Genomic DNA, 13627 nt, shown 5'->3' with positions numbered 1-13627 from the left:
GAACAGCCCCTCTGGCACTCGAAGGCGTTAAGTCAATTAAACTCGGCAATTCTCAGGTTCGCCGCGAACACCACTCCGCGCGAAAAATTGCCTGCCAGTAACGATGCGAGTCCATCCGCCGAGAAAGGGCAGAGTTGCTTCCGCTTACGAAGCCTGAACCAGAATCAAGCCGCTGAAGACGAACCTTTATCGAGATTGAACTGGAGGTTCGCTCCTCACACGTTGCTCGATACATGCCTCTTGGAAATTTTACACAACTATGGAGGTAGCCTCATGCCGATCGTTCAATTTACTCGCTTCAAGACCGACAAGGCCGAGGAAATGGTCCAGCTTATCAGGCAGGCGAAGAAAATCTTTGAAAAACATGGTGCCGAATTTCTTCGGCTCTCCCGTTTCCACACTGGTCCCTGGTCAGGAGAGTTGCTGGTTGCGACGCGCTACTCCAGTTGGGAGGTTTACGGCAAAGTGCAGGAGGCCGTGGCAAAGGACCCGGAGTTTGCGCAGGTGCAGGCTGACGGAATGAAGATTGCCGAACTACAGAGCCGTAACATTGCCGTTAGCATCGATCTCTAGTCGGGGCGCCGCCCCGCAAACCACATTAAGCGCGGAGGCCGCTGGACATATGCCGGCGGTCTCCCCAATCTGCTGCCCGGTGGTGCAGGCCGGCTGATTCAGGCTCTCGATCATCCGCCGAATGGGCGGCGGTACGATCTCGGGCGTGAACGCGCGCCAGTGCCTTCAGATGCCTATGCTGGGTCTTGCTGAGACGCAGCGCGCGAGCCAGCGCGTTGAAGGTCTTGGCCTTTGCGTTCTACGCCCTAGCCCGGACAAGTTCCCGGACCTTCCGCAGCGGATGGTTCGCTGGCACGCGCTTATCCGGCGCGATGTACGAAAACAGGCCGCCCTGATCCGTAAACCTGCCGCGCATGATCGTCTCCGCCGATTCGAGATGATAAAGTGAATCATCAAGTCCCCTCCCTGGCGAGGGGGTTTTTCAGCAGACTGCTAGAGCATGATCCAGAAAAGTGTGCAGCGGTTGTCCGAAAAGATCATGTTCAAACAATAACCTAAAGCGCGATGACGATTCATCCCAATCTCATCGCGCTTTGGACTGGTGTGTAGATCACCAGCTTCAGCGCCGGATCGTCATTGGCCTGAAAGCTCGTGTGTTCGAACTGGAGCACGCCCCTGGTCGGGTGGTTCATGGTCTTGAGGCCCGCGGCGGTGCTGCGGATGTCGTGCGCTTCCCACCATTTGACGAATTCCGGACTGCCCTCACGCAACCGCGTGAGCAACTCCGTGAAGGCGGGATCGCCCGCCCAGACGTCGTGGGTGGCGCGAAACATCGCGACCATGCTCTTGGCGACGTCGTTCCAGCCGGCACCATAGAACTTTCGCGTCTGCTTGTTCGTCATCACCAGCAGCAGCGTGTTGCGGTCCTGCTCGGGCAATTGTCCGAACCCGAAGACCTCCTCGGCCGCCTCGTTCCAGGCCAGCACGTCCCAGCGCCGTCCCGTGACATAGGCGGGCTGCGTCAGGCTCTCGATCATCCGCCGAACGGGCGCCGGCACGATCTCGCGCGTGAACGCGCGCTTGTCACCGTCGCGCGCCAGCGCCTTGAGATGGGCATGCTCGGTCTTGCTGAGGCGCAGCGCGCGGGCAAGCGCGTCGACGGTGGTCACTGACGGACTGACGGTGCGGCCCTGCTCGAGGCGGATGTACCAGTCGACGCCGATGCCGGCGAGCTGCGCGACCTCTTCGCGCCGGAGCCCTGCGGTGCGGCGCCGCCGGCCAGCGGGAAGCCCGACGGTCTTCGGCGACAGCTTTTCGCGGCGGGACCTGAGGAAGTCGCCGAATTCGACGCGGCGTGGATCGGCCATGATGACATGCCTCGATGGAGGGCCTAGACAATACTAGGATAATACCAGGCCTTCCTGCGCCTGGAAAGGCGGCGCATATCGGCTTCACCCACTTTAAGGTGAGATCATGAAAGCTGCCGTACTGAAATCCTTTGGATCCCCGCTTGCGATCGAGAAAGCCCCGGACCCTGTGCTCGGGACCGGCGAGGTGATCGTCGACGTCGTCGCCACGCGCGTGCTGTCCTACATGAACGAGGTCTTCAGCGGGATGCGCAACTATGCGCTCGACCTGCCGATCATCCCGGGTCCTGGCGGCATCGGACGGGTGCGTGCGATCGGCCCGGACGCGACGAAGCTCAGCGTTGGCGACTGGGTGTTCTGCGATCCGACGGTGCGTTCGCGCGATGACGCCGCAGCGCCCGACATCGCCCTGCAGGGGCTGACTGCCCCCGGTGCCGGCGCCATGCGCCTGCAAAAGCATTTTCGCCACGGCTCGTTTGCCGAGCAGATGCGCGTGCCGACGGAGAACGTGAAGCGCCTTGGCCAAATCACGTCCGACGAAGCCACGCAATGGTGCGCGCTGGGGACGCTGCTGGTGCCCTATGGCGGCTTCCTTGCCGCCAACCTTCAACCCGGCGAGACCGTGCTGGTGAGCGGGGCCACCGGAAATTTCGGTAGCGCAGCGGTCTCGGTCGCGCTCGCGATGGGCGCGGCCTGCGTGGTCGCCCCCGGCCGCAACGACAATATTTTGGCCGATCTCGTCGGGCGCTTTGGCGACCGCGTGAGGCCGGTCAAACTCACCGGCAATGAGGACGACGACCGCGAGAGCATGAAGCGAGCGGCTCCCGGGCCGATCGATTGCGTGTTCGACATCATGCCGCCCTCGGTGAGCACGACCGTCGTGCGCGCGGCGATCATGACGGTGCGCGCTTACGGCCGCGTCGTGCTGATGGGTGGCGTCGGCATGGCGGGCGGCGCGGGCCTCGAGCTGCCCTACCCCTGGATCATGCGCAACTGCATCAGCATCCTCGGCGTCTGGATGTACCCGCCTGATGCAGCAAGCCGCCTGATGGCGCTGGTGCGCGCCGGACTGCTGCGGCTCGACGAATACGAGACCACGGCCTTCGATCTCGACCATGCCAACGAGGCGGTCGAACACGCCGCAGCCAATGGCGGTCCGTTCAAATTAACAGTGATCCGGCCGTAAATCGCCTTCCGCGGCGGCGATGCGCCGCCGCGGCTGATATGCCCAACATGTCAAATGGCTGGAGGAAGTCATCCCTGACGTAGCCGGCCACGCCCAGCTACTGTGCATGGGGTTGTTTTCGCGTTTTTCATTCGAGCTCGATGACGTTACTCGAGCTCGATGGTTTTATTCGAGTTCGATCACTTGTCCGTTCGACAGCGACACGCGCCGGTCCATGCGGCCGGCCAGCTCCATGTTGTGGGTCGCGATCAGCATCGAAACCTTGGTCGCCTTGACGAGTTGCATCAGGGCCTGGAAGACGTGGTCCGCGGTGTGCGGATCGAGATTGCCGGTCGGCTCGTCCGCGAACAGCACCCGCGGCGCGTTGGCCACCGCGCGCGCGATCGCAACGCGCTGCTGCTCGCCGCCCGACAGCTCGGACGGACGGTGCGTGATGCGTTCGCCGAGGCCGAGATAGCCAAGAATCTCCTTGGCGCGCTTGACGCTCTCGGACTTCTTCAGGCCGCGGATCATCTGCGGCATCATGACGTTCTCCAGCGCGGAAAACTCCGGCAGCAGCCGGTGGGACTGGTAGACGAAGCCGATATCGGTGCGGCGGAGCTGGGTGCGCTCGATGTCGGGCAGTTGTGAGGTCGGCGCGCCATTGACATAGACCTCGCCGGAATCGGGAGCTTCCAACAGCCCCGCAATGTGCAGCAGCGTCGACTTGCCCGAGCCCGACGGCGCCACCAGCGCGACGGATTGCCCCGCCCACAGCGCGAGCTTGGCGCCGTCCAGGATCGTCAGCGGCACCTCGCCCTGCAAGTACTGCCGCTTTATCTCGTGGAGATAAATGACCGGTACATCTTCCGCCCCCTGCTGCTCCATCAGCCCCTCACTCGTACCGCAGCGCTTCGACGGGATCGAGGCGTGCGGCCCGCCAGGACGGATACAGCGTCGCCAGGAACGACAGCGTCAGCGCCATGATGACGACGGCCGAGGTCTCGCCGATGTCGATCTCGGCGGGCAGCTTCGACAGGAAATAGAGCTCTGGCGAAAACAGCTCGGTGCTGGTCAGCCAGGACAGGAATTGCCTGATCGACTCGATGTTGAGGCAGATCACCAGCCCGACGAAGAAGCCGACCATCGTACCGACCACGCCGATCGAGGCGCCCGTGATCAGGAAGATGCGCATGATCGAGCCTTGCGAGGCTCCCATCGTGCGCAGGATCGCGATGTCGCTGCCTTTGTCCTTCACCAGCATGATCAGGCCGGAGACGATGTTGAGCGCCGCGACCAGCACGATCATGGTGAGGATCAGGAACATCACGTTGCGCTCGACCTGGAGCGCGTTGAAGAAGGTCGAGTTGCGCTGGCGCCAGTCGACTAGGAACACCGGCCGGCCCGCGGCCTCCGTCACGGCTTGGCGAAACGCTACGATCTGATCCGGATTGGTGGTGAAGACCTCGATCGAGGTGACGTCGTTGCTGCGGTTGAAATAGGCCTGCGCCTCCGCGAGCGGCATGAACACGAAGCCGAGATCATACTCGGACATGCCGATCTCGAACACCGCGGCGATCTTGTACGGTTTTATGCGCGGCGTCGTGCCCATCGGGGTGACCGCGCCCTTCGGCGCCACCAGCGTGATGCTGTCGCCGGCGTGCAGCGACAACTGGTCAGCGAGGCGCCGGCCGATCGCGACCCCCTGCCCGTCGTCAAAACCCTCGAGCGAGCCTTGCTTGATGTTCTTGGCGATCGAGGTGAGGTTGTTGAGGTCGTCGGAGCGGATGCCGCGCACCAGGACGCCGGAGGCGTTCCACGGCGATGACGCCAACGCCTGGCCGTCCACCACGGGCGCGGCGAGCCGGATGCCCTGGACCTGGCTGAGACGGTCGGCGACGTCCTTCCAGTCGGTCAGCGGCGATTCCAGCGGCTGGACCAGGATGTGGCCGTTGAGCCCCAGGATCTTGTCGAGCAGTTCCTTGCGGAAGCCGTTCATGACGGCCATGACGATGATCAGCGTCGCCACCCCCAGCATGATCCCGAGAAAGGAGAACCCGGCTATGACCGAGATGAATCCCTCCTTGCGGCGCGCCCGCAAATAGCGCGCCGACAGCATCCACTCGAATGGCGCAAAAGGCGCGGTCTGTACAGTCTTGGTCATGGGTTCATCCATCGGTTGATAATCCCATGATTCGGGGTCAATTGTGGCCGGATTGCCGGCCCATTACCGCGCGGTGAACACTATTCAGCCGGCCAGGCGCGCAACCACGTCCGCAGGCGACATATTCTCGCGCGAGCCGTCGGCACGCCGCTTCAACTCGATCTTGCCGTCGGCGAGCCCCTTCGGCCCGATCATGATCTGCCAGGGGATCCCGATCAGGTCGGCGGCGGCGAATTTGGCCCCGGCGCGCTGGTCGGTGTCGTCGTAGAGCACGTCGACGCCCTTGGCGGAAAGCTCCGCATAGAGCTTCTCGCAGGCCGCATCGACCGCGGCGTCGCCCTGCTTGAGGTTGAGAATCGACACCCGGAACGGGGCCACGGCCTCGGGCCATTTGATGCCGGCATCGTCATGGCAGGCCTCGATGATGGCGCCGAGCAGGCGCGAGACGCCGACGCCGTAGGAGCCGCCGTGGATCGGCACATCGACACCGTCGGGACCCGCAACCAGCGCCTTCATTGCGTCGGAATACTTCGTGCCGAAATAGAAGATCTGCCCGACCTCGATACCGCGGGTGTTCACCCGCTTGTCCGCGGGCACTTCCTGCTCGAAGCGGGCGGCGTCGTGAACGTCTTCCGTCGCCGCATAGACCGAGGTCCATTGCTTGATGATCGGCGTCAAATCGCTCTCATAGTCGACGTCCTCGCCCGGCACCGGCAGGTCAAGCACGTCGCGATTGATGAAAACGCCGGATTCGCCGGTCTCGGCCAGCACGATGAACTCGTGGCTGAGATCGCCGCCGATCGGGCCGGTCTCGGCCCGCATCGGGATTGCCTTCAGCCCCATCCGCGCGAAGGTGCGCAAATAGGCGACGAACATCTTGTTGTAGGCGACCCGCGCCGCGGCCTCGTTGAGGTCGAACGAATAAGCATCCTTCATCAGAAACTCGCGGCCGCGCATCACGCCGAAGCGCGGGCGCTGCTCGTCGCGGAATTTCCATTGGATATGATAGAGATTGAGCGGCAGGCTCTTATAGGACTTCACGTAGGCGCGGAAGATCTCGGTGATCATTTCCTCGTTGGTCGGCCCGTACAGCAGCTCACGCTTGTGGCGGTCGGCGATGCGCAGCATCTCCGGACCGTAGGCATCGTAGCGGCCGCTCTCGCGCCAGAGGTCGGCGAGTTGGAGCGTCGGCATCAACAGCTCCAGCGCACCGGAGCGGTCCTGCTCCTCGCGCACGATCTGCTCGATCTTCTTCAGCACACGAAAGCCGAGCGGCAGCCAGGCATAGATGCCGGCGGCCTCCTGCCGGATCATGCCGGCGCGCAGCATCAGCCGATGCGAAACAATTTCCGCCTCTTTCGGATTTTCCTTCAGGATCGGCAGAAAGAACCGCGACAACCGCATGGCAATACTCGAGGAATCAGGTGACGGCTTGCAGTGAAACCGGATTGGGAGCCAAAACACAAGAGCGGGAATGAGGAAAAGCCGCTAAGGCAACGGAATTCCTGTCATTTTTCCGTCGACTTCAGGTTCAGCTTGAACTGTCGAAGAGCCGGATTCAGGGCGCCCCCACCTCGAGTTCGTCCTCCAGCGTGATCATCTCGAAATCGGTCACCAGCGCGTCGATCCGCATATGCCAGCGGCCGGCAAAGGGAAGCTCGACCTTGCGCACGTGCCAGTAGCCATCGGGTCCTAGCGAAGCGTTCCGCTCCATCGGCTCGATGCCCCGTTCAGGCAGGCTCAGGGTCAACGTCGCTTCCTTGGCGGTCAGCGGCGTCGCGTCGCCGGTCATGAGCTGGAGCACGAAATCGTCGAGCCCGGCCTTACCCGGCGAGACCAGGACTTGGAACATCGCCTTGTCGGTGTGAATGTGGATGGCGAGCGGCGTCTCCGGAACGATCGTCCGCGGCGGCGGCGTGAAGCGCCAGCCCGCGACGACGGCAAAGATGCCGAGCGCGATCGCGCATTCGAGCAGGATCGAGCGCTTGAGGGCCGGCGCGGACTTGTGATTCCCGGGGAGCGCCGGGGTCAGGCGAAAGCGGTTGAGCGCGGCAAGCGCCAGCAGCACCAGGACCAGCGCCAGCTTGATCGAGAGGATCAATCCGTAGCGGGTCTCGACCAATGCAGACAGCTTTTCAAGCTGGACGAAGGCGAGCGCGAGGCCGGTCAATGCGAGAACGCCAACAACCGGGACGGCGATGTGGGAAAAGCGGTTCACGACAGGCAATGCCGCGGCTGGCGACTTCGACACAAGTGCACCGAGCGGGGCGAGCGCGCCAATCCAAAAGGCAACGGCGAGGCCATGCAGGAAGATAGCAGGCCGCGTGAGCGCCTCGGGCGGTGCCGTAGCAGCGTGCCCGGTCATGGCGAGCGACAGACCGACGCCGACGAAGGCGATGAGAGCAAGAGCGCGTGCATACCCCGTACCGCGCAGCGCCATTAACGCGAACAGCATCGCAGCGATGGCAACAAGCAGCGCGGGGCCGGCGCTAGTCTCAAATGCGACTTTCCAAGGAGCAATCGTTGCGAGAGCCGCCAGCGGCAGCCCAAGAAGATCGAGACCCAGCGCACCAAGGGACGCAACCGCGCTCGGAAGGCCGATCGCGAGCGCTATGCGCGGCACGGTCATGCCGGTCATCGACCACGCAACCCAGCGCGCAAAGAACACGCCGCCGGCGCCGACGAACAGGCCAAGATAAAGACCGACCCGCGCCAGCCAGATCAGCACGTTCAATCCGCTATCCGCGTTTGCCGGAGGTTGCGTCCCCGTCGGCCGGCCGATCGAGAAGATCACCGATCCCGCGACGGGATGGCCATCCTGCGAGATCACGCGATAGCTGACGACCGCCGTGCCCTGCGGCAGGTCCGCCGGCATCGCAACCGAGATCGTCTCGCCCGATGCGCTGACGCGCACATCATCCCGCGCCCTGCCCGCGCCGTCGATCATTTGGATCGCGCCCGGCGTCACCGCCTCGTTGAAGCGCAGTTCCACCGCCTTCGGCGCGCTCGCAAGCATGCTGCCGCTTGGCGGCTCGACCGCGACGAGCGCCGCGTGCGCCGAGGCGCCGGTCGCGAAGCCGACAAAGAGGAGCAGCGTCGCGAGCGCGGTGAGCAGGCGCATCAGGGTTTTGGCAGGAGTTTTACGCCCGGCGCCGGTGACTTGCCCTCGCGCGAATGCCCCGCTCCCTCCGTTGGAATCTCGATCCAGCGGCTGACGCCGGTCTCGCATTCCTGGACGACGGGGAAGTACAGAATCGTGTTCGGCTTGAGCGTCTCGGTCAGGGCCGTGTGCATGACGAACTCGTCATAGTTCTTGTCCGGCAGCTTGCCGCCGGACCAAGTCACCTCCTTGACTCCGGAGGAGACCTTGGTGCCGTGATAGTCGTATTCGCCGGCATATTTGCCCTCGACGACATCGACGTTCCAGCCGGCCTTCGGCATCGGCTTCACCGCGATCACGCCCTCGGGGATCTGCACCCGGATCTTCACCGTCGGCGAGCCCGCGCAACCGTGCGGCACGGCGAAGACGGCTTTGTACGATCCCCCCACAGTCGCCTGCTTGGCTTCGAGGAAGACGTGCGCGGTCGCCGGCGTTGCCGCAAATGCGCTCAGAAAAATCAGCCAGATTCGCGTCGACATGTTCGGTCTCCCGAAGGTCCGGATCATGCTCGTCACATCTTCATTCCCGAATGATCAGGCATTTTCTTCATCATCTGCCCGCTATCGCCGGGCGCCTGGGCGCCGACGCCCTGGACGTCGAGGGAGACGGCAACTTTGCCGGCCTTCTCGAACTGAAGCGTCACCGGCACCTTGTCGCCCTGCTTGAAGGGGCCCTTCAGCTCCTGAAGCATGAGGTGGTAGCCGCCGGGGGCGAACTTCACCGTCTTGCCGGGATCGATCACGAGGCCCTTGTTGAGCAGGCGCATCTTCATCACGCCGTTATCCATCGCCATTTCATGGACCTCAGCCTTCCCCGCGATATCGGCGGAAATGCTGACCAGCTTGTCGGCGGTCGTGCCCTTGTTCTCGATGGTCAGATAACCGCCGGCGACCTTGGCGCCGCCCGGTGTCGCCCGGCTCCACGCCTGCGAGATGACGAGATCGCCCGCCTTGACGTCGTCGGCCACCGCTGGCGCGGCGCAGAGCGCGAGAGCGAACGCCGCGAACAGCACATCTTTCAACATGGTCTTCATATTGGTCTTCCCGTTTGCAGATTGAATTTCAGTGTGTGGAGAGCTGTTGCGCCGACCATTTTTCGAGGTCGGTCATCTCGGCCGAGCCTTCGATCGTCGTAATGGTTCCATCCCGAGAGATGAGCATTGTCCGGGGAATGTCGCCCTGCCAAGCAGGATCGATCTCGAACCGCAAACGCTCGACAAAGCCGTCGTTGAAGATGAAGTTTTCGGTCGACGACAGCCCCGCTCTGTCGAGCATCGATTGCGTCGCCGCCGGCAGGTTCGGCACGAGATCCGCGCTGATCGTCACGACATCGATCCCGGGATAATCCTTCGCAAACTGCCCGAGCAGCGGCAGCTCGACCTTGCAGGGCCCGCAGGTTACGCCCCAGAAATGCACGAGCGCAGGGCGGCCCGCATGCCCCTTAAGCAAGCTTTGCCACGTGCCGCGCTCGAACGGTTTCAGAACCGGTGCCGCCTCTAGCGCAGACGCTGACGCCATCAGGATACCCAGACCCAGTAGGCCGGCAAATCGACGTCTCATGGCTGGTCCTCGATTGCTGTGAGACGATAGCCATCCGCCTTCGTCATCCATGACAGGTAGGTCTGCCGGCCGTTGGAAACGAGCAAGGGGTGGTCGGAGGTGTCGGTGGTACTCGATATCGTTCTCGGTGCCGACCACGTCTCGCCATCGTCGTGCGAGATCGTCATCTGCACCGAGGTCTTCTCGCCATCGAACTCTTTCCAGACCATCACCGTTCCCGCCGGGCCCGCAAGCACGAACGGGCGCGTCGGACTGCGATCAGGCCGCCCCAGCGCCAAGGGCGCAGAGAACGTCCGGCCTTCGTCGCGCGAGTGGGCGTAGAACAATCCCTTTCGCACCTTCCCGTTGGTGTACCAGGCGACGTGATAGGTCCCGTTCGGTGCAACCGTGAGGCTCGGCCCGTGATGCGGGCAAGCATTGATCTGCCAGTCGTCATTGCTGACCCGATGGATTTCACCTGGCGTCGAGACGTCGGTGAAGGTCATGACCGCATGATCGCGCACGCCGCCCTCGAAGATGTTCCTGAAGATCACGACCGGCCGCCTTGGTGCTGCGAACGCCAACCCCAATCGGCAGCATTCGCAGGTGTTGTCATGCGCGAGACCGGCCTCTGCGTAGGTGGCGCCGCCATCGCGCGACGACGCAAAGAACAGCCCTGCGCCCTCGTACTTCCGTCCCGCCTCCTTCGCCGGGACGCGATTGCGCTTGTCAAGCCAGGCCGCGAAGACAGTGCCATCCTGATCGAGCGCCAGCGCCTCAAAACGCTGGCTCTCATTGTTTGCGGTGATCGGCTTCAGCTCCGCAAAACTCCTCCCGCCATCGGCCGAGCGCGTGTAGAGCACCTGACCGTTGAATGCCTCGTCCCTGAAGATCGAGAATGCGAGGGCGATGCCGCCCTTGCGATCGACCACGATCTTCGGCCGGGCATCCGGCCCCCAGTCGAGGTTGAGCCGCGTCGTCGTGACCTGGGTGGGAGGCGAAAAACTCCGCCCTGCATCCTGCGAACTCGCAACCGAAACCTGCCCGCCCGCCATCCAGGCGAGCCACAGCGTTCCGTCCGGGCCGAATGCAGGCGTCGCCTTCGTTGCGCAACGCAACGTGGGCTCCTCACAGGCCGCTTCGGAGGCATGCTGAGTATGCATCTGCGCGAGCGCCGTACCTTGCAAGAACGCAAGGGCGACTATGCCGAGGAGGCCACTTCGGATCATGGCCCTACTCCCTTCAAGAGTCCGGATCATCTAAACGCCACCTTCATACCTGCAACGAACGTGCGCGGCGAGCCCGCGTAGATCGATCCCGTTGTGTTTGCGAGCACGCTCGCAGGATTTTGAAGGCCGGCCCCGGTCACCGTGTTGGCGATGTTGTTTGCCGACGCAACGTAGGTGCGATCGAACACGTTCCTGACTTCGAGAAACAAGTTGAGGGATCTGAAGGTATCCGACACCAGATCGGTCTTGTAGTGGACGTTCACATTGACCAGCTCATAACCTGGCGCTTTCAGCAGATTTGCATTGTCCATGTAGAAGGAGTCCTTCCACTGGACTTCGACAAAACCTCCCAGCCCCGTCAGTGGCCCCGCAAATTCGTCGTAGCCGATCCTGGCCGTCAGCTCGTTAGGCGAGATTCCGGGGATCTTGTTGCCTGCCCGGTTGAAGCTGAACACCGCGACATTGGTGAAGTTCTCCACATACTCGGTGTAGACCTCGTCGAGATAGGTGTACGCCGCCATGAACCGCCAGCCCGGATAGAACTTCCAGTCGGCGGCGAGCTCGATGCCGCGATGTTCGGAGCGCGGCGCGTTGAATGTATAGCTTGTGTTGGCTGAATTGGCTGGAGTTGCCTGCGATACAAGTTCGTCGCGGAAAAATTCGTAGAACCCAGTCGCGCTGACCTTGAGCGTGTTGCTCGGTGTCCAGTCGAAACCGAGATCGTAGCCCAGGTTTTTCTGGGTCTGGAGTTGGGTATTGTTGCCCGACAGCCCGCTCGCCAAAACGAACAGGTTCGAAACCTGCGGAGTGCCGTACCCCGTCGCGACCCGTCCCCGGAGCAGCCATTCGCTGTTGACTGTATAAAGCAACGCCAGCTCGGGCGACGTATTCTGGAACTGCCTGTCCGCGGCCGTAATCTTCAGAGAATCCAGGACGCCTGTCGGACCAGTGTAGCTGTAGGCCGTGTTTATGCCCTTCAGGACGGTTTGCTCCCAGCCGATGCCGGCAACGGCGAGCAGCGATGGTGTCAGCCTCAGCTCCTCTCGCGCGCGCACGCCGTAGTTCGACGTTTCGCTGTAGAGATTGTTCGTGATCCTGCCAAGCGTGGCATTGCCCCCCGGCATCACGCTTCGGGTGTCGCTCGACGCCGTCAGGGTGTTGTAGAAAGCGCCAAAGAACGCGGTCGACTCCAGGCCGAGAATTTCGCCCCGCTTGGTGAGATCGCTCATGTAATTATACGACGGGAAGTCGCCGATCGCGCTGGTCGTGCCGGTGGGCTGACTGATGTTCCTGTCGTCGAACACGAACTGGTTGCGCCAGGTCGTGGTGTTGTCAAAATCGTGCTCCCACCGGCCGCCGACGATGGTGCGGCGGTCGTTGCGGCCGAGCCCGGCCTGCACGGCCGTCTCCTTGTCGGTTCCGGCGGTCGCGTTGAAGCCGTTGTTGTTCAGCGTGACCGTACCGCATCCGGCCGCGGCCGCGGCGCCGGTCGCGCAGCCTTGCTGGAAGGGATTTTGATAGTACTGGTTCAGCGACTGTCGGATTGGCAGCCGCGCGCTGAGGTCGTTGTTGATGATCTTGACCGTGAAGCGATCGTCCGGCGTCGCCTTCAGCGTTCCGAGGAAATTGACGGTCTGCGTGTTGAACCAGCTATTGCCGATGTAGCCGTCGCCCCGCGTGTCGCTTGCAAACAGCGAGCCCTCGAAATTCCCGACCTTCTTGCCGGCTGCCAGGTAGTTGTTGCGATAACCGTAGCTGCCGCCGTCGACGCCATATTCGACGCCGTCGATCGTGCCGCCCCGCCGCGTTCGAAAATTGAGCGCGCCGCCGGTCGCATAGTTGCCGTAGAGCGCCGACGAAGGGCCGCGGATCACGTCGATCGCACCATAGGCATGGGGATCGATCAGGTCGCTCCGCGACAGGCCGTCCGGCTGCGTCACCGGAAAACCGTCGTCGAAGATCACGAGATTGCGGATGCCAAAGCCGTTCCGGGCGTTGGAGCCGCGAATCGAGATGCCGAAATCGCGGGGGCCATTCCCCTGCTTGATCGAGATGCCCGGACTATCCCGCAAGACGTCGCTGACCGAAAACGACGGGCGATTGTCGAACTGGCTGCGATCGATGGTCGTCGCGGTCTGTCCGGCAGGCGCCTGATTGAGACCATCTCGGGCTGCACCGGCAGTCACTGTCCTGCTTTGGGTCGGTGCGCTGACGTTCGCGTTCGCCGCAACAGGCCTCGCCGCGCGGCCCGCCGAAGCGGAGCGTAGTCGTGATGGCCGGGTTACCGCTGGTTTGGGCCGGGCGGCCGGCGGCGCCTCAACGGTCACCGCAGGAAGCACGGTATTGCTGTTTTGGGCAAAGACTCCGCTCGACGACGCAAGCAGCGCGGCCTGAACGGCAACGAGGCTCACGCCACGGCGGGCATGACAACGTAACATGGGGCATTCCTGACGCCGGCAGCTATCGCCGGCCAATGACAACATCAATCGCC

12 protein-coding genes are annotated in these 13627 nt (G+C 63.0%); 2 read left to right on the top strand and 10 right to left on the bottom strand.

The window, feature by feature from the left end:
• Positions 1-273 precede the first annotated feature (273 nt).
• The gene (locus ABIB06_RS18890; RefSeq protein ID WP_354049561.1) at positions 274-573 is read left to right on the top strand and encodes a hypothetical protein; all 300 of its coding nucleotides are present in this window, start codon (positions 274-276) and stop codon (positions 571-573) included.
• A gap of 512 nt (positions 574-1085) precedes the next feature.
• Here the strand turns inward: ABIB06_RS18890 and ABIB06_RS18885 are convergent.
• A complete protein-coding gene (locus ABIB06_RS18885) occupies positions 1086-1880 on the bottom strand; it encodes a helix-turn-helix transcriptional regulator (protein WP_247447360.1) in 795 nt (264 codons plus the stop codon).
• Positions 1881-1986: 106 nt separating this feature from the next.
• Here ABIB06_RS18885 and ABIB06_RS18880 point away from each other — a divergent pair, with 106 nt between their 5' ends.
• Positions 1987-3066, top strand: coding sequence for an alcohol dehydrogenase catalytic domain-containing protein (locus ABIB06_RS18880; RefSeq protein WP_354049562.1), 1080 nt, complete (start codon positions 1987-1989; stop codon positions 3064-3066).
• Between the two features lie 165 nt (positions 3067-3231).
• Here the strand turns inward: ABIB06_RS18880 and ABIB06_RS18875 are convergent, their stop codons facing one another.
• The 9 genes from ABIB06_RS18875 to ABIB06_RS18835 form a co-directional block, all read right to left on the bottom strand.
• Positions 3232-3933, bottom strand: a complete 702-nt coding sequence (locus ABIB06_RS18875) for an ABC transporter ATP-binding protein (protein ID WP_211398118.1) — start codon at positions 3931-3933, stop codon at positions 3232-3234.
• Between the two features lie 7 nt (positions 3934-3940).
• Positions 3941-5209: a lipoprotein-releasing ABC transporter permease subunit gene (locus ABIB06_RS18870; RefSeq protein WP_456649699.1), complete on the bottom strand. Its 1269-nt coding sequence runs from the start codon at positions 5207-5209 to the stop codon at positions 3941-3943.
• An 84-nt stretch (positions 5210-5293) separates the two neighbouring features.
• Positions 5294-6613 (bottom strand): proline--tRNA ligase, encoded by a 1320-nt coding sequence (gene proS, locus ABIB06_RS18865; protein ID WP_247349275.1) that lies wholly within the window; start codon positions 6611-6613, stop codon positions 5294-5296.
• 154 nt (positions 6614-6767) lie between these two features.
• Complete coding sequence (locus tag ABIB06_RS18860) at positions 6768-8330, bottom strand: copper resistance CopC/CopD family protein (RefSeq protein WP_354049564.1); 1563 nt, start codon at positions 8328-8330, stop codon at positions 6768-6770.
• Complete coding sequence (locus ABIB06_RS18855) at positions 8330-8848, bottom strand: YcnI family copper-binding membrane protein (RefSeq protein ID WP_354049565.1); 519 nt, start codon at positions 8846-8848, stop codon at positions 8330-8332. Before ABIB06_RS18855 ends, ABIB06_RS18860 begins: the two co-directional genes overlap by 1 nt.
• Before the next feature lie 32 nt (positions 8849-8880).
• Positions 8881-9402, bottom strand: a complete 522-nt coding sequence (locus tag ABIB06_RS18850; protein WP_354049566.1) for a copper chaperone PCu(A)C — start codon at positions 9400-9402, stop codon at positions 8881-8883.
• Positions 9403-9430: 28 nt separating this feature from the next.
• Positions 9431-9928 (bottom strand): TlpA family protein disulfide reductase, encoded by a 498-nt coding sequence (locus tag ABIB06_RS18845; protein ID WP_354049662.1) that lies wholly within the window; start codon positions 9926-9928, stop codon positions 9431-9433.
• Entirely contained in the window at positions 9925-11136 is a 1212-nt protein-coding gene (locus ABIB06_RS18840; protein ID WP_354049567.1) for a sialidase family protein, read from the bottom strand. Before ABIB06_RS18840 ends, ABIB06_RS18845 begins: the two co-directional genes overlap by 4 nt.
• A 26-nt stretch (positions 11137-11162) precedes the next feature.
• A complete protein-coding gene (locus ABIB06_RS18835; protein WP_354049568.1) occupies positions 11163-13574 on the bottom strand; it encodes a TonB-dependent receptor family protein in 2412 nt (803 codons plus the stop codon).
• Positions 13575-13627 lie beyond the last annotated feature (53 nt).

The organism is Bradyrhizobium sp. LB8.2 (assembly GCF_040548035.1).
Lineage (GTDB): Bacteria > Pseudomonadota > Alphaproteobacteria > Rhizobiales > Xanthobacteraceae > Bradyrhizobium.
This window is presented reverse-complemented; position numbering and strand designations above follow the sequence as displayed.

Excerpts from the sequence above, each read along its gene's own strand:
- ABIB06_RS18890 (WP_354049561.1), top strand. The coding sequence starts at position 274 with ATGCCGATCGTTCAATTTACTCGCTTCAAGACCGACAAGGCCGAGGAA.
- ABIB06_RS18885 (WP_247447360.1), bottom strand. The coding sequence starts at position 1,880 with ATGGCCGATCCACGCCGCGTCGAATTCGGCGACTTCCTCAGGTCCCGC.
- ABIB06_RS18880 (WP_354049562.1), top strand. The coding sequence starts at position 1,987 with ATGAAAGCTGCCGTACTGAAATCCTTTGGATCCCCGCTTGCGATCGAG.
- ABIB06_RS18875 (WP_211398118.1), bottom strand. The coding sequence starts at position 3,933 with ATGGAGCAGCAGGGGGCGGAAGATGTACCGGTCATTTATCTCCACGAG.
- ABIB06_RS18870 (WP_456649699.1), bottom strand. The coding sequence starts at position 5,209 with ATGACCAAGACTGTACAGACCGCGCCTTTTGCGCCATTCGAGTGGATG.
- proS (WP_247349275.1), bottom strand. The coding sequence starts at position 6,613 with ATGCGGTTGTCGCGGTTCTTTCTGCCGATCCTGAAGGAAAATCCGAAA.
- ABIB06_RS18860 (WP_354049564.1), bottom strand. The coding sequence starts at position 8,330 with ATGCGCCTGCTCACCGCGCTCGCGACGCTGCTCCTCTTTGTCGGCTTC.
- ABIB06_RS18855 (WP_354049565.1), bottom strand. The coding sequence starts at position 8,848 with ATGTCGACGCGAATCTGGCTGATTTTTCTGAGCGCATTTGCGGCAACG.
- ABIB06_RS18850 (WP_354049566.1), bottom strand. The coding sequence starts at position 9,402 with ATGAAGACCATGTTGAAAGATGTGCTGTTCGCGGCGTTCGCTCTCGCG.
- ABIB06_RS18845 (WP_354049662.1), bottom strand. The coding sequence starts at position 9,928 with ATGAGACGTCGATTTGCCGGCCTACTGGGTCTGGGTATCCTGATGGCG.
- ABIB06_RS18840 (WP_354049567.1), bottom strand. The coding sequence starts at position 11,136 with ATGATCCGAAGTGGCCTCCTCGGCATAGTCGCCCTTGCGTTCTTGCAA.
- ABIB06_RS18835 (WP_354049568.1), bottom strand. The coding sequence starts at position 13,574 with ATGTTACGTTGTCATGCCCGCCGTGGCGTGAGCCTCGTTGCCGTTCAG.